This window comes from Aeromicrobium sp. Root472D3 (assembly GCF_001426485.1).
GTDB lineage: Bacteria > Actinomycetota > Actinomycetes > Propionibacteriales > Nocardioidaceae > Aeromicrobium.
Map to the genome: position 1 here is coordinate 1607534 of NZ_LMET01000001.1, position 20769 is coordinate 1628302.

Consider the following 20769-nt stretch of genomic DNA (forward strand, 5'->3'; position numbering starts at 1 on the left):
TCAGCGGCGCCCCTCGAGCATCTCGTCGACCGTCGCGAACTTGACCCGCGGGCGACCGGCCTGCTCGCCACGGCGGCGCTCGTCGGCGTCGATCCTCTTCATGCGTCGGCGCCCGACGACGTCGAGCCCGCGCGAGCGGAGCAGCCGCGCGAAGCCGCGGGGGCTCGGGGGGCGCGGAGGTGTCGGGAGGAGGTGGGCGCGGGCGTCGGCGAGCAGCGTCGCGACGGTCTCCTGCGCGTCGGTGCGGTTGGCGCCGATGCCGCCGGACGCACCGCGCTTGATCCAGCCCACGACGTAGGTGCCCGGGACGGGGAGCCCGGTGGCGGGGTCGACGACACGACCCGACGTGTGGGGGATCGTCGCGGTCGCCTCGTCGAAGGGCATGCCGGCCACGGGAGAGCCGCGGTGTCCGGTCGACCGGACGACGAGCCCGGTGCGGACGTCGACCGTGCGATCGGTGCCGACGCGGCCCAGCCGGACGCCCTCGACCCGCTCGGCGCCGACGACCTCGTCGACCGTGCGGTGGAACGCCAGCACCAGGCGACGACCGTGCGGTGGGGGTGCGGACCAGTCGACGTCCACCAGCGGCAGGCCGGCCATCGAGGCCGCCTTGGAGCCGGGCGCGGCGGCCGCGAGCTCGTCGGCGACCTGTCCGTCGGCCTCGATCGCGACGTCGATGCCGCGCGGCATCATCAGCAGCTCGGGGCGCGTGAACGCCGCGTGCTCGGGCCCGCGGCGACCCAGCACGACGACCTCGCGGACGGGCGCCGAGCGCAGCGCGTCGAGGGCGTGGTCGGCGATGTCGGTGCGACCGAGGGCCTCGACGTCGCCGAGCAGGATGCGGGCCACGTCGAGGGCGACGTTGCCGTTGCCCACGACCACGACGCGATCGGTGGAGACGTCGATCGCCGACGCGTCGACGTCGGTGTGGCTGTTGTACCAGCCGACGACCTCGGGCGACCCGTGCACGCCGGGCAGGTGCTCGCCCGGCACGCCGAGGGCCCGGTCGAGACGCGCGCCGACGGCGTAGACCACGGCGTCGTGGTGGGCCAGGACGTCGGCGTGGCTGACGTCGCCGCCGACGTCGACGTTGAGGTACATGCGCGTGCGGGGGTGGTCGTACGTCCACGTGAACATGTCGGCCAGGCGCTTGGTGTCGGGGTGGTCGGGAGCGACGCCCGATCGCACCAGGCCGCCGGCGACGGGCAGCCGGTCGATCATCGAGACGTGTGCCGACGACGTCGTCAGCAGCTCGCGGGCGGTGTACGACGCGGCCGGGCCCGTGCCGACGACGGCGATCCGCAGGGGACGCTCGCGCGGCTCCTCGACGATCGGGAACGACGGCTGCGACCAGTCGACACCGGCCTCGCGATCGTCGTAGAAGGCGGCGTTGATGTCGCCGAACACCTGCTCGTCACCGCTCAGCAGCTCGAGCGGCTTGATCGCCGAGACGGGGCAGGCGTCGGCGCACGCCCCGCAGTCGATGCAGCTGCGCGGGTCGACGTAGACCATCTCGGTGTGCCCGAAGTCGGGCTCGCCCGGCGCGGGGTGGATGCAGTTGACGGGGCACACCGACATGCACGACGCATCGGCGCAGCACGCCTGCGTGACGACGTACGTCATCAGAGCATGTGCGCGGCGCGGTAGCGACGCATCGCGGCGGGCGTGAGCAGACCGGCCTCGGACAGGAAGTCCATCAGGTGCACGCAGCTGAGGCGCATGAGGTTGTGGTGGTGCTCGTTGGCCTTCGCGGCGGCCACGGCGCGCTTGCGGTCGAGGCCGGCCGCCTCGTAGACCGCGGGGTTGACCATGCTCTTGACGATGACGTACGCGGCGGTCGCGATGACCCACGCGCTCTGGCGGCGGCGCACCGCGCTGACGCCCTCGAGGTGCTGGCGGATCTCGTGGCGTGCGAACTTCATGTGCCGCGCCTCCTCGACGACGTGGATCTTGCTCGTCGTGCGGACGATCGGAAGCACGTTCTCGCCGCGCATCCAGTCGCGCTGCATGACGTCGAGGATCTCCTCGGCGACCAGGATCGAGCCGTAGGCCACCTCGTTCGACGCGACGGTCTTGAGGCCGCGGGCGATCTCGACGACGGCGCGGTGGGGCGTGTAGTGCGGGACGCCCATGGCCTGGCAGGCGCGGGCGAACATCAGCGAGTGGCGGCACTCGTCGGCGATCTCGGTGAGGGCGAACTGGAACTCCGAGCCCGTGACGTCGGCGGTGTACTGCTCGCGCAGCAGCATCTGCTGCAGGATCATCTCGAACCAGATGCCGGTGCTCATGATCGAGCCGACCTCGTGACGGGTCAGCGTGATGCGCTGCTCCTCGGTCATCTCGTCCCAGAGCGGAGTGCCGTACAGCGTCGACCACTCGGGGTTGAGGCCGTGGTGGGTCGGGTCGAGCGGGGTGTCCCAGTCGACCTCGGTCTGCGGGTCGTACGACAGCTTCTGCGACGACACGAGCAGACGGGCGAGCTCGTCGTCGGGGTCGATCGAGGTGCGGAACTCATCGGCGGTGACGGTCATCGGGGCCTCCAGAAGACGTGACATCACGTATGTGACATCGGCGATGAACAATAGCGTACCGCGAGTATGTGATCTGTCGAGCCAATGAGAGCAGCACCACGGCGACGCCGGTGCGGTCACTGCCCGAGCAGCCGCTCCAGCAGGTTCTTCGCAGTCGGCGTGGCGGTGGGGGCGGGCGTCGTGGACGGTTCCGCCGGGGCCGAGGTGGTGGCGGGGGTGGCCGGCGCGGACGTGGTGGTGGCGGGGCGGGGACGGGGGGCCGTGCGCTCGGACGTCCGGTCGGCGGCGCCGCCCGAGGCGGTCGGCGGGCGCGTCGGGGCGGTCGTGGCCGGAGCCGACGTCTTGGGGGTCGAGCGGGTCGGCGAGGGCCCGGGCGACGACGAGGGTGCGGGCGTGGGGGCAGGGGCAGGGTCGGTGACCGGCGGCGACGGCTCGGCGCCTGCCGCGGCGGCGGCGCTCGTCGGGGACGACGCCGGGCCGCCGTCGCGGGTGAGGGTAACGACGGTCGAGACCGCCACGGTGGTCATGACGACCGCGGCGACGACGCGGTGGAATCGGCTGATGCGCACGGGTGCGCTCCTCGCGGGACGACGACGGGTGGGCCGGGCCGTTCACCGGCCCCTCGGACCAACGAGAGGCTGCCGACGACGTCACGGACGCGCCGCTTGGCTACCGTGACGGCGTGGCGGACCAGGACGAGGCAGCGGTCGGACGGCTGGGTGCGCTGCGGGCCGCCTGGACGCGTGCGTGGCCGCAGGCGTGGGCCGACCCTGCCCGTCGGGCGTCGATGATCGACCTGCACGCGTGGCTGCACACGGTGTCGCTGGTGGTCGACGGCGGTCTCGCCGGCACCCCGTGCGTCCTGCCGTCGGTGGCCGACCTCGCCGTCGCCGTCGTGGGCGACGCGCTGCCGACCGTCGACGTCGAGGGCCCGGTCGTGCCCGTCATGGCGACGCAGGGACGGCCGACCCTGCGCGCCGAGCGATCGCGCCCGGCCTGGCTGCTGTCGGGTGTCGCGGACGACGTGCCGTGGGCAGGCGGGGCGAGCGCGCTGGTGGTGCTCGCGGTCGACGAGGGCGACAACGAGGTCGTGGCGCTCGTCGACGTGAACGCCCCGGGCGTCCGGGTCGTGCACCGGGCGGGCGGGTCGACGTCGGTGCACCTCGACGAGGTGGCGGTGCCCGAGGCCCGGCTCGCCCATCGTCCGGAGGCGAGGGCGGCGCTGGCCGACCGGATGACGGTGCTGCGGCTGGCCCGGGCGATCGCGCGCGCGGACGACGGGCAGAAACGGGTCGACCTCGAGCTGTGCGGGGCCGCGACGCACGCGGCCGCCGTGTCGGCGCTGTCGAGGTCGACGCGACCACTGGCGCGTCAGCACGACGTGTCGGTGGCCGCGGTCGTGACGTTGTCGACGCTGGGCGGTTCTCGCGGGCACGGCCGCACGGCCGGCGACCTCGCGTGGCACCGCGAGCGACTGGCCCCCCTCGTGTGAGGGGGGCCAGTCCTCAGGCGTCCGTCGGGTCGGGCTGGGTCGCGGGCTCGCGATCGGGCTCGGTGCCCGGCTCGGCGTCGGGCAGCACCTCGGGGAAGGCGGGATCGGGCAGGTCGGGGGCCTCGGGGCGCTCGGTGCCGGGGGCGTCCTCGTCGGGGGTGGCGGGCTCGGGCGGGGCGATGGTCATGATTCCTCCGATGTCGGTGTCGCGTCGCGGTACCCGTCCGCCCCGGCGCCAATCACCGGCACCGGGGCGGCTACTCCCAGCCCTGGCCGCCGCGCCCCTGCTTGATCGAGCTGCGCCGCTTCTTGGCGTCGAGCCGGCGCTCCTTCGAGCCGCGGGTCGGCTTGGTCGCCCGGCGCGGGCGCGGGGGGATGACGGCCTGCGTCAACAGCTCCTCGAGCCGGACGCGGGCCGCCTCGCGGTTGCGGTGCTGCGAGCGGTACTGCGACGACACCACCGTGATCGTCCCGTCGACCAGCCGGGTGGCGAGCCGGGACGCAGCGAGCTCCTTCTGGGCGGGGGAGAGCGCGGCGGTGTCGTCGAGCGACCAGATCAGCTCGACGCGGGTGTCGGTCGTGTTGACGTGCTGGCCCCCGGCCCCGGACGAGCGGGAGAAGCGCCAGCCCAGCTCGCTGTCGGGCAGCGACACGCGTCGGTCGTGCGTCATGGTCGCCCGGACTCCGCATCGGCCAGGATCAGGTACATCGCCTTGCGGGCGTCGTCGACGACCGCATTGGCCTTGACGCGCTGCTCGGGCGTGCCGGCCTGCGCGACCTGCTTCCAGGCGTTGATGAAGCCCTTCAGGTTGTGCGCGAACTCGTGCATCTCGCGGCTCCGGTCGCCCTGGGCGGCCTCCCACGGGGTGCCGAGCTCGTCGCGGTGCTCCTCGACGTACGTCGTGCCCTCGGGCGTGAGGGTCGCGGTCTTGCGTCCGTCGACCCGCTCGAACGAGAGGAGCCCCTCGTCCTCGAGCTGCTGGAGGACGGGGTAGATCGAGCCGGGGCTCGGGGTCCACGTCCCGTCGCTGCGCTCGGCGATCTCCTGGATCAGCTGGTAGCCGTGCTGCGGCTCCTCGGCGAGGAGCAGGAGGGTCGCGGCGCGGACGTCGCCGCCGCGTCCGCCGCGTCGACGTCCGCGGGGGCGACCGGGGCCGCCTCCGCCGAAGCCGGGGCCGGGGCCGAAGCCCAGGTCGTGGTCGTGCCTGCCGCGCCGGCGGTCCGCCGGGCGGCGCGTCTGTGAGAAGTCGTTGCTTCGCATGGGTAATACCCACTCTCTGTCCATCATCGACACACTGTCGATACTCATACGATATATCGAAACTACCCCAACACCAAACCCGGGTTCCGCGAGTGCTGCGGTGTGGACGTTCTGAGACGGCGTGTCGGGCCGCTCCGCACCACTCGCGACCGTGAATGCACCACTCGCCGAGCCGGACGCGCGCGGGCCCGGGCGGGCGTCCACCCGCTCGCCGACTGGTGCGAACACGTCCTCGAGTGCTGCGGCGTGGTCAGACACGCCGTCCCGAAAAGTCCAGACCGCACCACTCGCGAGTCGGGGGTCGGGCAGCGGGGGACGGAAGGGGTCAGCCGCCGGCGACGTAGCTGGAGAGCTGGTCGCGCTCGAACTCGAGCTGGCCCATGCGGTGCTTGACGGCGTCGCCGATGCTGACGACGCCGACGAGACGCCCGTCGTCGAGCACCGGCAGGTGCCGCACGCGGTGCTCGGTCATGACGGCCATGAGGTCGGTGAACGCGTCGTCGGGCGAGCACACGCGCACGTCGGTCGTCATGATGTCGGCGACGGCGGTGCCCCTCGCGTCGGCGACGTCGCGCAGCTTGCGCACGACGTCGCGCTCCGACACGATCCCGAGCATCGAGGTGCCGTCGTCGCTGACGACGAGCGCGCCGACGTCGTGCTCGGCCAGCACGTCGAGCAGCTCGCGCACCGTGGCGTCCGGCGAGATCGTGAAGACCTCGGCGCTGCCCTTCGAGGTCAGGACGTCGTGGACGCGCATGGGGACTCCTTCGTCGACTCCCCGCACTGTAACCCCGGTCACACCCGTGGCGCGAGGGTCAGGGAGCCTCGTCGGCCGGCTCGCGGGTGAACTCGAACGCCCGCACGTTGTCGCGCGCGGGCTCCGCGTCGTCGTCCTCGGGCTCGTCGGTCCACGACAGGTCGGGCGGGCCGTCGTCGGGGAAGTGCCCGACGTACGCCATCGCCGCGTCGTGCAGCCGGCTGTTGGTCGCCAGGGCGTTGTCGCCCCAGGGCCCGGGCGCGCCCGCGAGGCTCGTGAACGTGCCGCCGGCCTCGCGCACGATGACGTCGAGGGCCGCCATGTCCCACAGGTTGAGCTCGGGCTCGGCGGCGATGTCGACCGCGCCCTCCGCGAGCAGCATGTACGACCAGAAGTCGCCGTACGCCCGGGTGCGCCAGCACCGGCGCATGAGCGCCGCGAAGGCCTGCCCGCGACCGATCGCGTCCCAGCCGCCGAGCGAGGCGTACGACAGCGACGCGGCCCCGAGGTCGGCCACCTGCGAGACCTTGATCTCGCGGGACGACAGCAGCGACTTGCCCGTGTGCGCGCCCGTGCCCTTGCTGGCCCACCAGCGGCGCCCGAGCGCCGGCGCCGACACGCAGCCGGCGACGATCTCGCCGTCCTCCTCGAGCGCGATCAGCGTGGCCCAGACCGGCACGCCCCGCACGAAGTTGGACGTCCCGTCGATCGGGTCGACGATCCAGCGACGTCCGCCTCCGCCTCCGCCGGCACCCGCGCCGTCCTGCTCGCCCTGCTCCTCGCCCAGGACGACGTCGCGCGTGCGGGCCGACTTGAGGGTGCGCCGGATCGCGGTCTCGACGGCCTGGTCGGACTCGGTCACGTACGTCATGTCGGGCTTGGTGTCGACCTGCAGGTCGATCGCCAGGAATCGCTCCATCGACAGGCTGTCGGCGTTGTCGGCGAGCACGTGGGCGAGCCGCAGGTCGTCGCTGTACGAGTGGGCCATGGCCCACAGGCTACGGCCTGCGGTCAGTAGTCGTCGCGCTGGTTCATGCTCGCGAGGATCCGGCGGAACGACTCGACGCGCTCGGCGGCCAGCGAGCCGTCGGCGACCGCGACGTCGAGGGCGCACTCGGGCTCGGTCGCGGCGTGCAGGCAGCCGCGCGGGCAGTCGCGTGCGGCGTCCTGCAGATCGGGGAACGCGCGGATCAGGTCGTCGACCTCGACGTGCGCCAGCCCGAACGACCGGATGCCCGGCGTGTCGATGATCCAGCCACCGAACGGCAGCTCGAGGCTGATCGCGGACGTCGACGTGTGGCGCCCGCGTCCCGTGACGGCGTTGACGTAGCTGACCGAGCGGTTGGCGTCGGGCACGAGGGCGTTCACGAGCGTCGACTTGCCGACGCCGCTGTGGCCGACGAGGACGCTGGTGCGGTCGCGCAGCGCGTCGCGGACGGCGTCGAGCTCGCCGCCCTGGCGGGTCACGACGACCGCGACGCCCAACGGCTCGAGCATCGCGACGAGCTCGTCGGCCGAGCCGAGGTCGGACTTGGTCAGGCAGACGAGCGGCTCCATGCCGGCGTCGAAGGCGGCGACGAGGCACCGGTCGATCAGTCCCGGACGCGGGGGAGGGTCGGCGAGCGCCGCGACGATCACGAGCTGGTCGGCGTTGGCGACGATGATGCGCTCGATCGGGTCGTCGTCGTCGGCGGTGCGCCGCAGCACGGTGCGGCGGGGCGTCACCTCGACGATGCGGGCCAGCGTCCCCTCGTCGCCCGTGACGTCGCCGACGACCCTGACGTGGTCGCCGACCACGACGCCCTTGCGCCCGAGGTTGCGCGACTTCATGGCGGTGACGGCGCGGCCGTCGGCGTCGAGCGTCACGGCGTAGCGGCCGCGGTCGATCGTCACGACCCGCGCGGTGTCGGCGTCGTCGTAGTTCGGCCGCACCTTGGTGCGCGGCTTGGTGTGGCGCCGCGGACGCTCGTACTGGTCGTGGTCGTCGCGTTCCCTGGCCATCAGCCGCTCGTCATGAGGCGCTCCCAGACGGGCGCGAAGTTGGGGTACGTCTTGATCGTCGTGACGACGTTCTCGACCAGCAGGTCGGGCACGCGGAGCCCCAGCACGACCGCGGCGTGGGCCATGCGGTGGTCGTCGTACGTGCGGAACGTCGCGCCGTGCAGGGGGCGAGGGCGGATCACCAGACCGTCGTCGGTCTCGTCGGCGTCGCCGCCGAGCCGCCGGATCTCGGTGACGAGGGCCGCGAGGCGGTCGGTCTCGTGGCCGCGCAGGTGGGCGACGCCGCGCAGGTGCGAGGGGCCGCCGGCGAGCGCGGCCATGGCGGCGACGACGGGCGTCAGCTCGCCGACGTCGTGCAGGTCGAGGTCGACGCCGTCGAGCGTGCCGCCGGCCGAGAACACGAGGTCGTCCCCGTCGCGCTCGACCGTGCCGCCGAACGCCGGGACGATCCGGCCCCACGCGTCACCGGCCTGGTCGGTGTGCTCGGGCCAGCTGCGGACGCGGACGCTGCCGCCCGTGACGAGGGCGCCGGCGATGAACACGCCGGCATTCGACAGATCGGGCTCGATCTCGACGTCGAGGGCGTCGATCGGGCCGGGGTGGACGACCCAGCGGCCGGGCTCGGGGGTCTCGACGCGGACGCCGCGGCGTCGCAGCTCGGCGACGGTCATCTCGATGTGCGGCACCGACGGCAGCACCGCGCCGGTGTGGCGCAGGTCGACGCCGAGCGGCAGGAGCGGCGCGATCAGCAGCAGGGCCGAGACGAACTGGCTCGACGACGACGCGTCGATCGAGATCTCGCCGCCGCGCACCCCGCCGTCGGCCCGCACCGTGAACGGCAGCGCGTCGCGACCGTCGTCGTCGACCTCGACCCCGAGCGACCGCAGCGAGGCGATCGTCGTGGCCATGGGGCGCCGGCGGGCGTGCTCGTCGCCGTCGAACGTGACGGGAGCGCTGCCCAGCGCGGCCAGCAGCGGCACGAACCGCATGACGGTGCCGGCCAGGCCGCAGTCGACCGTGACGGGCTCGGAGCCGCCGCGCGCGATCGGCGAGACGGTCCACGTCATGCCGTCGCGCTCGACCGTCGCGCCGAGCGCGGTGAGGGCCGCGGTCATCAGCTGCGTGTCGCGGGAGCCGAGCGGGCGCGTGAGGGTCGAGGGCCCGTCGCCGAGGGCCGCCAGGATGAGGGCGCGGTTCGTCAGCGACTTCGATCCGGGCACCAGCACCTCGCCGACGAACGGGGAGGTGCGGTGGGGGGCGAGCCAGGGCAGCGGTTCAGTCATCACGGCCACCCTATCGGCGTCGCGGCGGCGCGGTCAGCCGCGCAGGTGGTCGAGGCGGTCCTTGGCGCGGCGGCCGACGGACCTCTTGTGCGGCTCGGGGTCGAGCGTGGCCATCAGCAGGCCGCCCGTGATCGACAGGTTCTTCTGGAAGTGGATGCGCTGGGCGGCGCGCGCCGCGGGGTCGGTCTCGGTCCAGTACGGGTGCCCGGCCACCGTCGTCGGCGGCAGCGACACGGCCAGGGCGAGGGCCGCGGTGCGGGGCACGTGCCCCGAGGCGAGCGCGAGCCCCGCGACGAGCTGCACACCGCCGTTGAGACGCGTGAGCCCGGCACCGTCGAGGGATAGGCGCGGCACGAGACCGGAGATCCGGTCGGCGACGGGCTGCGCCTTCGCCGCTCGCGCCCCTGGCTCCCGCAGGGCCGCGGCGCCCCCGACGACGAAGATCGACGCGAGCATCGGACGGGCGACGGTGCGCAGGAGGGTCATGACCCATGTCTACCAAGGGCCTCAGAGCAGCAGGAGGTACGGCCCCGCCCTGAAGGTGACGGCGTCGTTGGACGACGAGGGGTCGCCGGGCGAGCTCACCGAGATCGATCCGTCGGGTCGGGGGCCACGGACCGTGGCGACGAACGACGTCGCCTGACCGGCCGCCGGCGTCGTCGTGCAGGTCAACGTCGTGAGCGGGCGGCCCGGGCTCGCTGGTCCGCAGTCCCAGCCGGGGCTCACGACGTCCCCGAGCTGCACGGTCCGCGAGAACTGCATCGTCAGCGTCACGGACTGCTCGGCCGACCGTCCTGCCGTCGCGGACGTCACCGGCACCGTGAAGCGCCGCTGCAGCAGCGGGCCGTCGTTGGTGATCGTGACGTCGCCGATGCCGTAGTCGGTCGGCACGACCGGGTCCTCGACGGGCGTGGGCGTCGCCGAGGGCTCGGGCGAGACGAGGCCCTCCGAGGACGACGGCGAGGGCTCGGACGGCGACGGCTCCTCGGTCGGCGAGGGCGAGGCGGTCGGCGCCTCGGACGGCTCGACCGGGGGGACCGCGGGCGACGGGTCGGGCGAGGCCGGGGGCTGCGCCGTGGCGTCGGTCGCCGCGCCCGTCCCTGCCCCCGCCGCGCCACCGGCCTCGGCGGACGGTGACGCCGCCGGACGTCGCCCGGTCGTCGTGCCGGCGCCCTGCGGTGCGATCGCGCCCGACGCTGGTCCGGCGGCCACCGGCGCGGAGGACGGCCCCCGCCCGAAGTCGGTCGTGACGGCGACGGTGCCGGCCGTCGCGACGCTGGTCACGACGGCGGCCGCGACGACGCCCTGCGTGCCGGCGCTGGCCATCGCGGCCCCGACGACCTTGGCCGGCACGACGGCCAGCTTCGCCGCGCCACCCGCCACGAGCTTGGCGCCTGCGACGGTCGCGGCCCCGGCGCCGAGCGCCGCCAGACCCGCGCCTGCGGCGAGGTACGCCGCGAAGACCGGCCCGAGCACCGCGGGGCCCAGCACGCCCGACAGGTTCGAGTTGACCTCGCGCAGCTCGAGGTGCAGGCCCGTGCAGCGGCTGCAGCCGTCGAGGTGCCTCTCGACGGTGGCCGTGTCGCGCGCCGACAGACCCTTGCGGACGTACGAGCCGAGCATCCCGGTCGTGCGGCGGCACCCCTCGTGGAGCGTCGGTGCGAGGTGGTGCTGCAGGTACGCCTGGCGGAGGCCCTCGCGGGCCCGGTACGCCAGGGCCGAGACGCCGTTGGGGCTCATGCCCAGCAGCGGAGCCACCTCGGCGGGTCGCTGGCCCTCGACGTCGAGGTGCCACAGCACGAGCCGCCAGCGCTCCGGCAGCGACGAGAACGCGACGGCGGCCGCCCCGTGCTCGAACGTCATCACGGCGGGGTCGACGAACTCGACGGCGCGGTCGAGCTCGGCCTCGTGCGCCGTCGACCAGACCTTGTTGCGGGCCCGCACGCGGTCGATGTGCAGGCGGCGGATCGACGTCAGCAGGTACGCGCGGAACGCCTCGTCGGGCCCGCGGCCGTCCTGCAGCAGGGCCAGCACCCGGACGAACGCCTCGGCGACCAGGTCGTCGGCGTCCGACGTCCCCGCGACCTGGCGGGCCAGTCGCAGCGCGGCGTCCCGGTGGCGTCCGAACAGCTCGCCGTAGGCGGACGTGTCGCCGCCGCGCACCGCCGCGATCAGCTCGGCGTCGCCGACGACGCGGTCGTCCGTCAGGTGCTGGGTGCTGCTGAGCGTCTGCTCCACGGGTGGTCCTCCTGCACGATCAACGACGTCGCCGCGATCCGGTCACGAACGGCGCGGCGAGAAATGTGGGCCGAACCGCGTCACGACCCGTGACCTCGTCCGTCTCACTGGTGTCCGACGACGAGAGGAGCACCGGTGAGCGACCAGGGAACGCACGTCGAGCTCCTCCGTGACGCCGTCCGCGGCGGGACGTCGGACGTGGTGCGCGTTGCACACGAGGTGGGAGCGAGTGCAGCGCAGGCGGGCGTCCCGCTCCACGAGGTCATGGACCACGTGGAGCGGGCCTACGCCCCCCGACCACCCGACTTCGAGGCGACGCGGGCCGCCGCGCTCGCCTGGGCCGACGCGGCGCTGGTGCGTCACGCCGACGTCTCGTGCCACGACCCGCTGACGTCCTTGGCGACCGTGCCGCACCTGAGGTCGCGACTCGACGAGACCTACCGGGGTGCCGACCGCGACGGCGGCCGCACCTGCGACACGCACGTCCTCGTGGTCGTCGAGCTGCCCGCCGGAGGCCTCGGCAACGAGATCGAGCTCGCGCTGCGCGCCCTCGACGTCGCCGACGTGCTGCGCACCGTGTTCACCGGTGACGAGACCGTCGTGCAGCTGACCGTCCGACGGTTCGCCGTCCTGACGGCTCGCGACCGGGCCGACGATGTGACGGTCGGCCTGCTGGGCCTGCTGCTCGACCGGACGCCGACGGTCGCCGGCCAGGCCCGGCTGTGGGTCGAGCGGCTCCCCGCGTCGGGCGACGGCGTCGCCCCGGTGCTCGCCGGGCTCTGCCGATAGGGCCGCCGGCGTCGGTGGGCTGTGGCACGCTGGACGCATGTGCGGGCGCTACGCGACGACCCAGACCTCGGCCACGCTGCACCAGGCCTTCGAGATCGACCTCGCCAACTCCTTCGTCGAGCTCGAGGCCGACTACAACATGGCGCCCACCAAGCTCGCACCCGTCGTGATCGGACGGCGCGACGACGAGGCGTCCGGCGGGGCCCCGCAGCGCGAGCTGCTGACGGCGCGCTGGGGCCTGATCCCCAGCTGGGCCAAGGACCCCTCGATCGGCAGCCGCATGATCAACGCGCGGTCCGAGACCGTCGCCGAGAAGCCGTCGTTCAAGAAGGCCTTCGCGCGGCGCCGCGCGCTCGTCCCCGCCGACGGCTACTACGAGTGGTACGCGGGCCAGCCGCGCGACGACGGCAGGAAGCCCGTCAAGCAGCCGTTCTACATCACGCCGAAGGACGGCTCGGTCCTGGCGATGGCGGGGCTGTACGAGTTCTGGAAGGACCGCGAGGCCGACGAGTGGATCGTCAGCTTCACGATCCTCACGACGACCGCCGAGGACGACCTCGGCCACGTCCACGAGCGCATGCCGCTGTTCCTCGAGCCGCAGGCGTACGACGAGTGGCTCGACCCCGCCCCGCGGCAGACCGACGAGCTGCTCGGCCTGCTGGTCCCCGCGGCCCCCGGACGGCTCGACGCCGTCGCCGTCTCGACGGCCGTCAACAACGTCCGCAACAACGGGCCCGAGCTGATCGTGCCGCTCGCCCCGGAATAGCGCGTCCCTCCCGACGGTTGAACCCGGCAGGAGGACACATGCTGACACAGACCCATCCAGCGGCGGATCGAGCGATCACGCCACTGCGCAGGCCGTCGGTCCCGGGAGTAGGCTGGGAGATGATGACCGTCACCCCCGAAACGCCTGACGTGCCCGACACGCGGGAGACCGAGACTTCGGAGCAGCGCCAGGCGCGCTTCGAGGCCGACGCCCTGCCGTTCCTCGACCAGCTCTACTCGGCCGCGCTGCGCATGACGCGCAACCCGCACGACGCCGAGGACCTCGTCCAGGAGACCTTCTCGAAGGCGTTCAGCGCCTTCCACCAGTTCAAGCCCGGCACCAACCTGAAGGCCTGGCTGTACCGCATCCTGACGAACACGTACATCAACTCGTACCGCAAGAAGCAGCGTCAGCCGCAGCAGGTCACCGACGAGATCGAGGACTGGCAGATCGCTCGTGCCGAGTCGCACGGTCCGTCCGGTCTCAAGTCGGCCGAGATGGAGGCGCTCGAGCACCTGCCCGACAGCGACGTCAAGGACGCGCTGCAGGCGTTGCCCGAGGACTTCCGCTACGCGGTCTACCTCGCCGACGTGGAGGGTTTCCCGTACAAGGAGATCGCCGAGATCATGGACACGCCGATCGGCACCGTGATGTCTCGTCTGCACCGCGGACGCCGCATGCTCCGCGAGATGCTCGCCGACTACGCGCGCGAGCGCGGCATGGCCGTCACGGGAGCGGGTGACACGGCATGAGCTCACCCTGCGAGGGGCCCGACTGCGAGCAGGCTCTCGAGAACCTGTACCTGTTCATCGACCAGGAGATCGACACCGCGAGCTGCGCCGAGATCCAGACGCACATCGACGAGTGCACGACGTGCCTCAGCGAGTACGACCTCGAGAGGGTCGTCAAGTCGCTGGTGTCGCGGTCGTGCTCCGAGACCGCGCCGGTCCCTCTGCGCGAGAAGGTGCTGCTCTCGATCCGCACCGTGCAGGTGCAGATCACGGAGCAGCGTCCGGTCTGACCCTCCGGTTGTGAGGTGCGCGACGTCAGGTCGTGCGTGACGAATCGCCGGGTCGTGACGACTGAGGGATGACCACCTTCCCTCGAGATCGGAACGACCGTGAACGACCTGACCACTCACCCCTCCACGTCGCAGAAGCTCGCCGCCGAGCTGCTGGGAACCTTCTGGCTCGTGCTCGGCGGCTGCGGCACCGCCGTGCTGGCCGGCGACCAGGTCGGCGCGCCGGGCATCGCCGCGGCCTTCGGCCTGACGGTGCTGACGGGTGCGTACGCCTTCGGGCCCGTCTCGGGCGGGCACTTCAACCCGGCCGTGACGGTCGGCCTCGCGACCGCGCGCCGCTTCGCGTGGCGCGACGCCCCGGGCTACGTCGTCGCCCAGGTCGTCGGCGCGACCGTCGCGGGCGCGCTGCTGCTCGCGATCGCCAGCGGCAAGGACGGGTTCAGCGCCTCGGCGTCGGGCTTCGCCTCGAACGGCTTCGGCGACCGCTCGCCGGAGGGCTACGGCTTCTGGGCCGTCGTCGTCACCGAGGTCGTCCTGACGGCCTTCTTCGTGCTGGTGATCCTCGGTGCGTCGTCCAAGCGGGCGGCCGCCGGCTTCTCCGGCGTCGCGATCGGCCTGGCACTGACGCTGATCCACCTCATCAGCATCCCGGTCAGCAACACGTCGGTGAACCCGGCCCGCTCGCTCGGCGTGGCCTGGTTCGCCGGCGGCGACGCGCTGTCGCAGGTGTGGGTGTTCATCGCCGCCCCCGTCGTGGGTGCGGCGATCGCCGGCCTCGCGCACGCGTTCGTGCTGGGCGACGAGCAGGAGTAGGCCGATCGGCGCCCGACCACGACGAAGCCCCCGTCCATCAGGACGGGGGCTTCGGTGCACGAGGTGCGCTCAGGTCAAGCGTTGGGACGCTTGCCGTGGTTGGCGCCCTTCTTGCGGCGTGCACGACGCTTGCGGCCGGTCTTGCCCATGGTGTTCCTCCTCGAAAGTCGTTGGCTCAGTCTCCCACAGGTGCGATCCGAGCGAGGAAGCGCTCCCGGTCGACGACGACCCGGCGCACCTCGCCGGACGCCAGCAGGGTGCCGGACGCGTCCTGCGCGACGACCTGGAACCGCACGAGGCGGCCGTCGGTGTGGACGACCGTGGCCGTGGCGGTGACCTCGGCCCCGACGGGGCTCGCGGCGAGGTGCTCGAGGTCGACCCGGGTGCCGACGCTGGTCTGCTCGGGCGTCAGGTCGAGCGCGGAGCAGGTGGCCTCCTCGAGCCACGCCAGCACCCGCGGCGTCGCGAGGACGTCGAGATCGCCCGACCCGAGTGCCCGCGCGGTGTCGTCGGGGCCGACCACGTGGGTGACGCTGGCTGTGTCCATGCCGCCAATCTAGTGGTCGTGCCGCTCGGCGGGCAGGTGGTCGCGGGCCCAGAGCGCGGCGCTGGTGCGGTCGCCGACACCGATGCGCCGGAAGACGCTGCCGACGTGGGCCTTGACGGTCCGCTCGGTGATGCCCAGGCGACGGGCGATCTGCTTGTTGGCCAGCCCCTCGGCCACGAGGCGGAGCACCTCGTCCTCCCGCGGGCTGAGCTCCGCCGCGGCGACGTCCGCGGGCAGGGCCCGCTGGGGGAGCAGGGCGTGGGCCACGCGCGGGTCGATCGGGGCGTGGCCGAGCGACGCCGACCGGATCGCCGAGAGCAGCTGGCCCGGCTCGCAGTCCTTCAGGAGGTAGCCGATCGCGCCCGCCGCGAGGGCCTCGGCGACCCGCCCCTTGTCGGAGAACGAGGTGAGCACGACGATCCTGACGTCCGGCATGCCCGCGACCAGCTGACGCGTCGCCTCGACACCGTCCATGACCGGCATCGACAGGTCCATGAGCACGACGTCGGGCCGCAGGGTGAGGGCCGACCGCACCGCCTCGCGACCGTCGGCGGCCTGGCCCACGACCGTGAGGTCGTCCGCGCTGTCGACGAGGGCGACGAGCCCGGCCCGCACGAGCTGGTGGTCGTCGACGAGCAGGACCGACGTCGTCATCGGGGCACCTCCAGCCGCCACAGGGTGCCGTGGTCCGCGGCGGAGGCGACCCGCAGGGCCGCCCCGTGGCGCTCGGCGGCGTCGGTGAGCAGGCGCAGGCCGAAGTGCCCCTCCGCAGGGTGCGCGAGGGCCGCGGCGACGTCGAAGCCGAGACCGTCGTCGGCGACGTCGAGCGTCACGCCGTCCGGACGTGTCGCGAGCGTCAGCGTGACCTCGGAGGCCTGCGCGTGGCGGGCGGCGTTGCGCAGGCACTCCTGCGCGACCTGGAACACGAGTCGCTCGGTCTCACGGTCGAGTGTCAGCTCGACGGCGTCGGGCAGCACCGTGCGCACGACGATGTCGCGCGTCTGCAGGCCGTCGGCGAGATCGCGGAGCGCCGGCACGAGGCCGGTCTCGGCCAGGGTCGGCGGGTAGATGTCGACGAGCAGCGAGCGCAGGCCGCCGATGCCGGTGCGGACGGCGGCCGCGGCCTCGTCGAGCGTGTCGGCGAGGTCGTCGTGGCCGGCGGCCCGGGTCGTGGCGGCGGCTCCCGAGACGGCGAACGACGTCGCGGCGAGCTCCTGGACGACTCCGTCGTGCAGGGTGGCCGCGATGCGTCGCCGCTCGGCGTCGGACGCGTCGAGGGCCTTCTGCAGCAGGTGCTCGCGCTGCGCCTGACCCCGACGCAACCGGTCGAGCAGGCGCCAGAGCACGGGCAGCATCAGCACCAGCAGGCCGATCAGGCTCGACAGCGTGATGCCGGCGAACCCGCGCCAGATGTCACCGCTGCGGGCGAGGACGACGTCGTACGGGGCGTACGTCTCGAACAGCAGGCGGTGGCCGTCGGGGGTCGTCACGGGGCGGTAGACCTCGAGCAGCTTGCCCCGTCCGCGCTCGTACCGGTTCTCCGGCTCGTCGAGATCGGTGACCTCGGCGCGTGTCGCGGGATCTCGGAGGACGGCACGCTCGTCGGGCCCCAGGTCGAACGTGCGGCCGACGAGCCGTGACTCGTCGGAGTAGACGATCGTGCCGTCCGGCAGCCAGAACTTCACCCGGACGATCGACGCGCCCAGCATGGTGGACCGCACAGCCTCGTCGAGACGCGCGACGGCGGCAGGGTCGCCGTCGACGATGCTGTCGAGCAGGGCCGGCTCGACCACCGCGTCGGCCAGGATGCCGGCGCGCTGGGCGGCGTCGTTCACGGCCTCGCGCTCCGCGACGCGACGCGCGGCCGCCGAGCCGAGAAAGCCGACCACGACCAGGACGACGAGGGTCATCGCGACGACCTGCAGGTACACGCGGCGCGAGCGCAGCGGCGGCTCGAGCCGGTCGGGGGGAGCTCCTGACGACAGCACGCACCACGGCGCCCCGGAGGGCGCCGTGGTGGTCATGCGGTCTCGCTGTCAGTCGTCGCTGCCGTGGTCATCGGACTCAGTATGACCGCCGCTGCGGTCGTCATCGCCGCCGTGGCGACGGCTGTCGTCGGTGCCGTCGTCGGTCGTGGTGTCGTCGGTGCCCGTGTGGCGCTGGTGGTGGGCGCCGTCGTCGGTCGTGGCGTCGTCGGTGCCCGTGTGGCGCTGGTGGTGGGCGCCGTCGTGGGTCGTGGCGTCGTCGGTGCCCGTGTGGCGCTGGTGGTGGGCGCCGTCGTCGGTGCCGGACCTGCGTCCGCCCCTGTCGTCGCCCGGCTCGGCGTGACGGTCACGGCGACCGTGGTCGTCCGAGACGGCAGGTGTCGTCGCGGACGGCGTCGTCGCGGACGGCGTGGGAGCCGTGGTGGGCGAGGGGGTGGTCGGCGCTGCCGCGGACGGCGTGGCCGTGCTCGCCGCGGCCGCGGGCTTGAGCGGCACGCTGGTCGTCAGCGAGGTGTTCCCGGCGACGCCGAGCACGGCCGGGACCGCGGCCACCACCAGACCGGTGGCGATGATGATGAGTCGTTGCATGATCGTTCCTCTCGTAGGTCGTGCTGGTGCTGATGTCCTCCGAGCCTCGCCGGGTGCGGGTCGCGGTCGCCATCGTCCGATGGTCCTACGACCCACGCCCGGGTCGCGGACGTCAGCCGATGGGCGTCGGGTTCGTGGGCAGCGGCGGGACCGTAAGCGACCCGCGAACCTGGTTCTGCGCCTGGCACCGGCTCGTGCAGCTCGTCGCGCCGGCCGACAGCTCGATCGCGTCCTCGCCCAGCACGCCGCCGAGACGTCCGCCCGGCTCGACGCTCCAGCGGGTCACGGTGCCGTCCTGGAACAGCTTCGTCGCGACCTGGGGACTGTCCTTGCCCAGCAGCATCTGGTGGTGTCCGGTCGGGCTCTGCGCGGGCGTGACCGGGTCGGCGCCGTCGCCGAAGTTGATCTTCCCGGTGAACGGGTTGACGAAGTAGAACAGCGTGGGGCCGAGGGTGTGGACGAGCTCGACCCTCGACGCGAACTCCGGCTCCATCTGGAAGATGCCGCCCGTCGGGGCGTCCTTGGCCTGCACCTTGAGCTTGCCCGCCGCCGTCGCGAAGGTGATGACGACGGTGCCGTCCCGGACCTCGAGCTGCTTGACCGTCGTGCCGGAGCGCTGGGCCGCGGTGAGCACCGGCACCTTCGACGCGAAGATCACGGTGGGCCGGCTGACCATCCGGTCGGGGCTCGCGGCGCCGGTCAGCGAGTAGTCGTAGACGCCCAGCGTGGACGGATCGATCGTGAACGTGACGTGGCGGCCCGTGACCCGGATGGGACCGGTCGGCGTCACGCCCGAGACCTTGGCGTCATTGCCGGGGGACGGGTCGTACGTCGTGCCGTTCAGGGTGACGGAGAAGTCGCCGACGGCGTCGGCCTTGGCCTGCGCCGCGGACGGCACGGCGCCGACGACGGCGACGGCTGCGGCCAGGGCGATCGCCGCGCGGGCTGCGCGACGGATGGAGATGGTGGACACGGGTGCTCCCTCGTGGATCTGCCGCGCCCCTCTGGCGCGGTGATCCACGGTCCCGCCACGGCGGTAGGACCCACCAGTGTCCGATGGTCCTAGTACCCCGGGTCAGGTCGACCAGGCGGACCACAGGTCGGCGTAGCGGCCGCCTGCTGCGACGAGCTCGTCGTGCGTGCCCTCCTCGACCACCCGGCCCTCGTGCATGACGATGACGCGATCGGCCGTCTGGGCCTGCGTCAGGCGATGCGCCACGACGAGCGAGGTCCGGCCGCGGGTCACGGCGATCGCCGCCTCCTCGAGCTCGCGCGCACCGCTCGAGCCGGCCTCGGCCGTCGCCTCGTCGAACACCGCCACCCGGGGGTCGTGCAGCACGACCCGGGCGAGCGCGAGCTGCTGCGCCTGCGATGGTGCGAGGAGGTGCCCGTGGTCGCCGACGACGGTGTCGAGCCCCTCGGGCAGCGCCTCGACCCAGGGCAGGGCCCGGACGACCGACAGCGCCTCGCGCACCTCGTCGTCGGACGCGTCGGCGTGCGCGAGGTCGACGTTCTCGCGCACCGTGCCCGAGAACACGTGGACGTCCTGCGTCACGAGCGCGATCGCCGAGCGGACGTGCGAGGGCTCGAGCGCCTCGAGCGGGAAGCCGCCGACCGTGACGCGTCCGCGCGTGGGCCTCAGCAGTCCGGCGGCCACCGCACCGAGCGTGCTCTTGCCCGCTCCGGTGGCTCCCACCAGGGCGACCCGCTCGCCGTCGAGCACGCGCAGCGTGACCTCGGACAGCACCCGCTGGCCGGCGACGTACTCGTGGCTGATGCCGCTGAGCTCGAGCGCGCCGGTGCGGACGGGGGAGGGGGTGTCGGCCGCCACGACGGGCTCGAGGAGCGCGACCCCGGCCAGGCGTGCGAGGGAGGCGCCGGCCGACTGGACGTCGTCGAAGATCATCAGCAGCGCGCCGATGGGGTTGAACAGACGGTGGAAGTACAGGGCCGCCGCCGTCACGGCTCCCACGGTCGTCAGGTCGTCGCGCACCAGCAGGAAGCCGGTCCCGAGCACGAGGAGCAGCCCGATCAGCTCCGACCGGTTGGTGCGGGCGCCGAAGCGCAGCAGCAGGTCGAACACGTCGAGCGTGATCGTCATGGCGTGCCGCGAGTGGTGCGCGATGCGGTCGATCTGGGCCTGCTCGCGCGACAGGGCCCGCAGGGTCGCGGCACCCTGCACTCCGCCCACCAGCACCTCGGCGCGCTCGCCCTGGGCGATGCGCTCACGGCGGTAGTAGGGGCCCGAGCGCGGCAGGTACCAGCGCAGCCCCAGCGCGTAGAACGGCGCGCTCGCCAGCCCGGCCAGCCCGAGCCGCCAGTCGAGCGCGAACAGGCCACCCGCCGTGAAGACGACCGCGACCAGCGAGCCGATCAGCAGCGGGAGGATCTGGGTCAGCGACGTCGCGACCGACCGGACGTCGTCGCCCATGCGCGACAGCAGGTCGCCGGCACCCGCCTCCTCGAGCCGGGCGCTGTCGAGGTGCACGGCGCGGTCGAGCGCCCGCTCGCGCAGGTCGGCGAGCGCGGGCTCGCCGGCCCGTGCCAGGTACGTGACCGACACGGCCGTCCCGATGCCGGCGACGACGGCGGCGCCCCCGATCAGCAGGGCCCCTCGCAGGACGTCGGACGACTCGCGCCCCTCGATGACGGTGTCGACGATCTGACCCAGCACCCACGGGGCGACGAGACCCGCCA

25 protein-coding genes are annotated in these 20769 nt (G+C 73.3%); 6 read left to right on the forward strand and 19 right to left on the reverse strand.

The window, feature by feature from the left end; genetic code table 11:
- From ASD10_RS07900 to ASD10_RS07910, 3 genes are all read right to left on the reverse strand, one after another.
- Positions 1-1623, reverse strand: a complete 1623-nt coding sequence (locus ASD10_RS07900) for an FAD-dependent oxidoreductase (protein ID WP_056607062.1) — start codon at positions 1621-1623, stop codon at positions 1-3.
- A complete protein-coding gene (locus ASD10_RS07905) occupies positions 1623-2531 on the reverse strand; it encodes a diiron oxygenase (protein WP_056607064.1) in 909 nt (302 codons plus the stop codon). The genes ASD10_RS07900 and ASD10_RS07905 overlap by 1 nt, the downstream gene beginning before the upstream one ends.
- Before the next feature lie 116 nt (positions 2532-2647).
- On the reverse strand, positions 2648-3100 hold the full coding sequence (locus tag ASD10_RS07910) for a hypothetical protein (RefSeq protein ID WP_056607067.1): 453 nt from the start codon (positions 3098-3100) through the stop codon (positions 2648-2650).
- A gap of 113 nt (positions 3101-3213) precedes the next feature.
- On the opposite strand from ASD10_RS07910, the gene ASD10_RS07915 reads away from it, so the two are divergent.
- Positions 3214-4023 carry a hypothetical protein gene (locus ASD10_RS07915; RefSeq protein WP_157432496.1) on the forward strand — a complete coding sequence of 270 codons (810 nt, stop codon included), beginning with the start codon at positions 3214-3216 and terminating at the stop codon, positions 4021-4023.
- Positions 4024-4036: 13 nt separating this feature from the next.
- Here ASD10_RS07915 and ASD10_RS18740 read toward each other — a convergent pair whose 3' ends face one another.
- The 9 genes from ASD10_RS18740 to ASD10_RS07955 form a co-directional block, all read right to left on the reverse strand.
- Positions 4037-4210 carry a hypothetical protein gene (locus ASD10_RS18740; RefSeq protein ID WP_157432497.1) on the reverse strand — a complete coding sequence of 58 codons (174 nt, stop codon included), beginning with the start codon at positions 4208-4210 and terminating at the stop codon, positions 4037-4039.
- 70 nt (positions 4211-4280) lie between these two features.
- Entirely contained in the window at positions 4281-4694 is a 414-nt protein-coding gene (gene arfB, locus ASD10_RS07920) for an alternative ribosome rescue aminoacyl-tRNA hydrolase ArfB (RefSeq protein ID WP_056607072.1), read from the reverse strand.
- A complete protein-coding gene (locus ASD10_RS07925) occupies positions 4691-5284 on the reverse strand; it encodes a PadR family transcriptional regulator (RefSeq protein WP_056607073.1) in 594 nt (197 codons plus the stop codon). Before ASD10_RS07925 ends, arfB begins: the two co-directional genes overlap by 4 nt.
- Positions 5285-5609: 325 nt before the next feature.
- Positions 5610-6041: a CBS domain-containing protein gene (locus tag ASD10_RS07930; RefSeq protein WP_056607076.1), complete on the reverse strand. Its 432-nt coding sequence runs from the start codon at positions 6039-6041 to the stop codon at positions 5610-5612.
- Positions 6042-6099: 58 nt separating this feature from the next.
- Positions 6100-7029, reverse strand: a complete 930-nt coding sequence (locus ASD10_RS07935) for an inositol monophosphatase family protein (RefSeq protein ID WP_056607079.1) — start codon at positions 7027-7029, stop codon at positions 6100-6102.
- 23 nt (positions 7030-7052) lie between these two features.
- Entirely contained in the window at positions 7053-8042 is a 990-nt protein-coding gene (gene rsgA, locus ASD10_RS07940) for a ribosome small subunit-dependent GTPase A (protein WP_056607082.1), read from the reverse strand.
- Complete coding sequence (gene aroA / locus ASD10_RS07945) at positions 8042-9325, reverse strand: 3-phosphoshikimate 1-carboxyvinyltransferase (RefSeq protein WP_056610008.1); 1284 nt, start codon at positions 9323-9325, stop codon at positions 8042-8044. Before aroA ends, rsgA begins: the two co-directional genes overlap by 1 nt.
- Before the next feature lie 33 nt (positions 9326-9358).
- Positions 9359-9811, reverse strand: coding sequence for a DoxX family protein (locus tag ASD10_RS07950; RefSeq protein ID WP_056607085.1), 453 nt, complete (start codon positions 9809-9811; stop codon positions 9359-9361).
- A gap of 21 nt (positions 9812-9832) precedes the next feature.
- Positions 9833-11563, reverse strand: a complete 1731-nt coding sequence (locus ASD10_RS07955) for a sigma-70 family RNA polymerase sigma factor (RefSeq protein ID WP_056607087.1) — start codon at positions 11561-11563, stop codon at positions 9833-9835.
- 135 nt (positions 11564-11698) lie between these two features.
- Between ASD10_RS07955 and ASD10_RS07960 the strand changes: the two genes are divergently transcribed.
- The 5 genes from ASD10_RS07960 to aqpZ all read left to right on the forward strand — a co-directional run bounded on the left by ASD10_RS07960 (position 11699) and on the right by aqpZ (position 14952).
- The gene (locus ASD10_RS07960; RefSeq protein ID WP_056607090.1) at positions 11699-12352 is read left to right on the forward strand and encodes a hypothetical protein; all 654 of its coding nucleotides are present in this window, start codon (positions 11699-11701) and stop codon (positions 12350-12352) included.
- A gap of 37 nt (positions 12353-12389) precedes the next feature.
- On the forward strand, positions 12390-13118 hold the full coding sequence (locus ASD10_RS07965; protein ID WP_056607091.1) for an SOS response-associated peptidase: 729 nt from the start codon (positions 12390-12392) through the stop codon (positions 13116-13118).
- A 119-nt stretch (positions 13119-13237) separates the two neighbouring features.
- Complete coding sequence (locus ASD10_RS07970; RefSeq protein WP_056607094.1) at positions 13238-13870, forward strand: sigma-70 family RNA polymerase sigma factor; 633 nt, start codon at positions 13238-13240, stop codon at positions 13868-13870.
- Positions 13867-14139 carry a mycothiol system anti-sigma-R factor gene (rsrA, locus tag ASD10_RS07975; protein WP_056607097.1) on the forward strand — a complete coding sequence of 91 codons (273 nt, stop codon included), beginning with the start codon at positions 13867-13869 and terminating at the stop codon, positions 14137-14139. Before ASD10_RS07970 ends, rsrA begins: the two co-directional genes overlap by 4 nt.
- A 99-nt stretch (positions 14140-14238) precedes the next feature.
- Entirely contained in the window at positions 14239-14952 is a 714-nt protein-coding gene (gene aqpZ / locus ASD10_RS07980) for an aquaporin Z (protein WP_235501786.1), read from the forward strand.
- A gap of 74 nt (positions 14953-15026) precedes the next feature.
- On the opposite strand, the gene ASD10_RS19595 is transcribed toward aqpZ, so the two are convergent.
- The 7 genes from ASD10_RS19595 to ASD10_RS08010 form a co-directional block, all read right to left on the reverse strand.
- Entirely contained in the window at positions 15027-15101 is a 75-nt protein-coding gene (locus tag ASD10_RS19595; RefSeq protein WP_369797015.1) for a 50S ribosomal protein bL37, read from the reverse strand.
- Between the two features lie 26 nt (positions 15102-15127).
- Complete coding sequence (locus ASD10_RS07985) at positions 15128-15499, reverse strand: thioesterase family protein (protein WP_056607100.1); 372 nt, start codon at positions 15497-15499, stop codon at positions 15128-15130.
- 9 nt (positions 15500-15508) lie between these two features.
- Positions 15509-16153 (reverse strand): response regulator transcription factor, encoded by a 645-nt coding sequence (locus ASD10_RS07990; protein WP_056607103.1) that lies wholly within the window; start codon positions 16151-16153, stop codon positions 15509-15511.
- The gene (locus ASD10_RS07995) at positions 16150-17523 is read right to left on the reverse strand and encodes a sensor histidine kinase (RefSeq protein ID WP_056607106.1); all 1374 of its coding nucleotides are present in this window, start codon (positions 17521-17523) and stop codon (positions 16150-16152) included. The genes ASD10_RS07990 and ASD10_RS07995 overlap by 4 nt, the downstream gene beginning before the upstream one ends.
- 12 nt (positions 17524-17535) lie before the next feature.
- Positions 17536-18072: a hypothetical protein gene (locus ASD10_RS08000; RefSeq protein WP_056607109.1), complete on the reverse strand. Its 537-nt coding sequence runs from the start codon at positions 18070-18072 to the stop codon at positions 17536-17538.
- A 112-nt stretch (positions 18073-18184) separates the two neighbouring features.
- Positions 18185-19045: a hypothetical protein gene (locus ASD10_RS08005; RefSeq protein ID WP_056607112.1), complete on the reverse strand. Its 861-nt coding sequence runs from the start codon at positions 19043-19045 to the stop codon at positions 18185-18187.
- 102 nt (positions 19046-19147) lie between these two features.
- The coding region (locus ASD10_RS08010) for an ABC transporter ATP-binding protein (RefSeq protein ID WP_082556092.1) at positions 19148-20769 on the reverse strand (1622 nt) is incomplete at its 5' end.

Bases quoted from the DNA above. Each gene is read 5' to 3' on its own strand.
- ASD10_RS07900 (WP_056607062.1), bottom strand. From the start codon at position 1,623: ATGACGTACGTCGTCACGCAGGCGTGCTGCGCCGATGCGTCGTGCATG.
- ASD10_RS07905 (WP_056607064.1), bottom strand. From the start codon at position 2,531: ATGACCGTCACCGCCGATGAGTTCCGCACCTCGATCGACCCCGACGAC.
- ASD10_RS18740 (WP_157432497.1), bottom strand. From the start codon at position 4,210: ATGACCATCGCCCCGCCCGAGCCCGCCACCCCCGACGAGGACGCCCCC.
- arfB (WP_056607072.1), bottom strand. From the start codon at position 4,694: ATGACGCACGACCGACGCGTGTCGCTGCCCGACAGCGAGCTGGGCTGG.
- ASD10_RS07925 (WP_056607073.1), bottom strand. From the start codon at position 5,284: ATGCGAAGCAACGACTTCTCACAGACGCGCCGCCCGGCGGACCGCCGG.
- ASD10_RS07930 (WP_056607076.1), bottom strand. From the start codon at position 6,041: ATGCGCGTCCACGACGTCCTGACCTCGAAGGGCAGCGCCGAGGTCTTC.
- ASD10_RS07935 (WP_056607079.1), bottom strand. From the start codon at position 7,029: ATGGCCCACTCGTACAGCGACGACCTGCGGCTCGCCCACGTGCTCGCC.
- rsgA (WP_056607082.1), bottom strand. From the start codon at position 8,042: ATGGCCAGGGAACGCGACGACCACGACCAGTACGAGCGTCCGCGGCGC.
- aroA (WP_056610008.1), bottom strand. From the start codon at position 9,325: ATGACTGAACCGCTGCCCTGGCTCGCCCCCCACCGCACCTCCCCGTTC.
- ASD10_RS07950 (WP_056607085.1), bottom strand. From the start codon at position 9,811: ATGACCCTCCTGCGCACCGTCGCCCGTCCGATGCTCGCGTCGATCTTC.
- ASD10_RS07965 (WP_056607091.1), top strand. From the start codon at position 12,390: ATGTGCGGGCGCTACGCGACGACCCAGACCTCGGCCACGCTGCACCAG.
- ASD10_RS07970 (WP_056607094.1), top strand. From the start codon at position 13,238: ATGATGACCGTCACCCCCGAAACGCCTGACGTGCCCGACACGCGGGAG.
- rsrA (WP_056607097.1), top strand. From the start codon at position 13,867: ATGAGCTCACCCTGCGAGGGGCCCGACTGCGAGCAGGCTCTCGAGAAC.
- ASD10_RS07985 (WP_056607100.1), bottom strand. From the start codon at position 15,499: ATGGACACAGCCAGCGTCACCCACGTGGTCGGCCCCGACGACACCGCG.
- ASD10_RS07990 (WP_056607103.1), bottom strand. From the start codon at position 16,153: ATGACGACGTCGGTCCTGCTCGTCGACGACCACCAGCTCGTGCGGGCC.
- ASD10_RS07995 (WP_056607106.1), bottom strand. From the start codon at position 17,523: ATGACCACCACGGCGCCCTCCGGGGCGCCGTGGTGCGTGCTGTCGTCA.
- ASD10_RS08000 (WP_056607109.1), bottom strand. From the start codon at position 18,072: ATGCAACGACTCATCATCATCGCCACCGGTCTGGTGGTGGCCGCGGTC.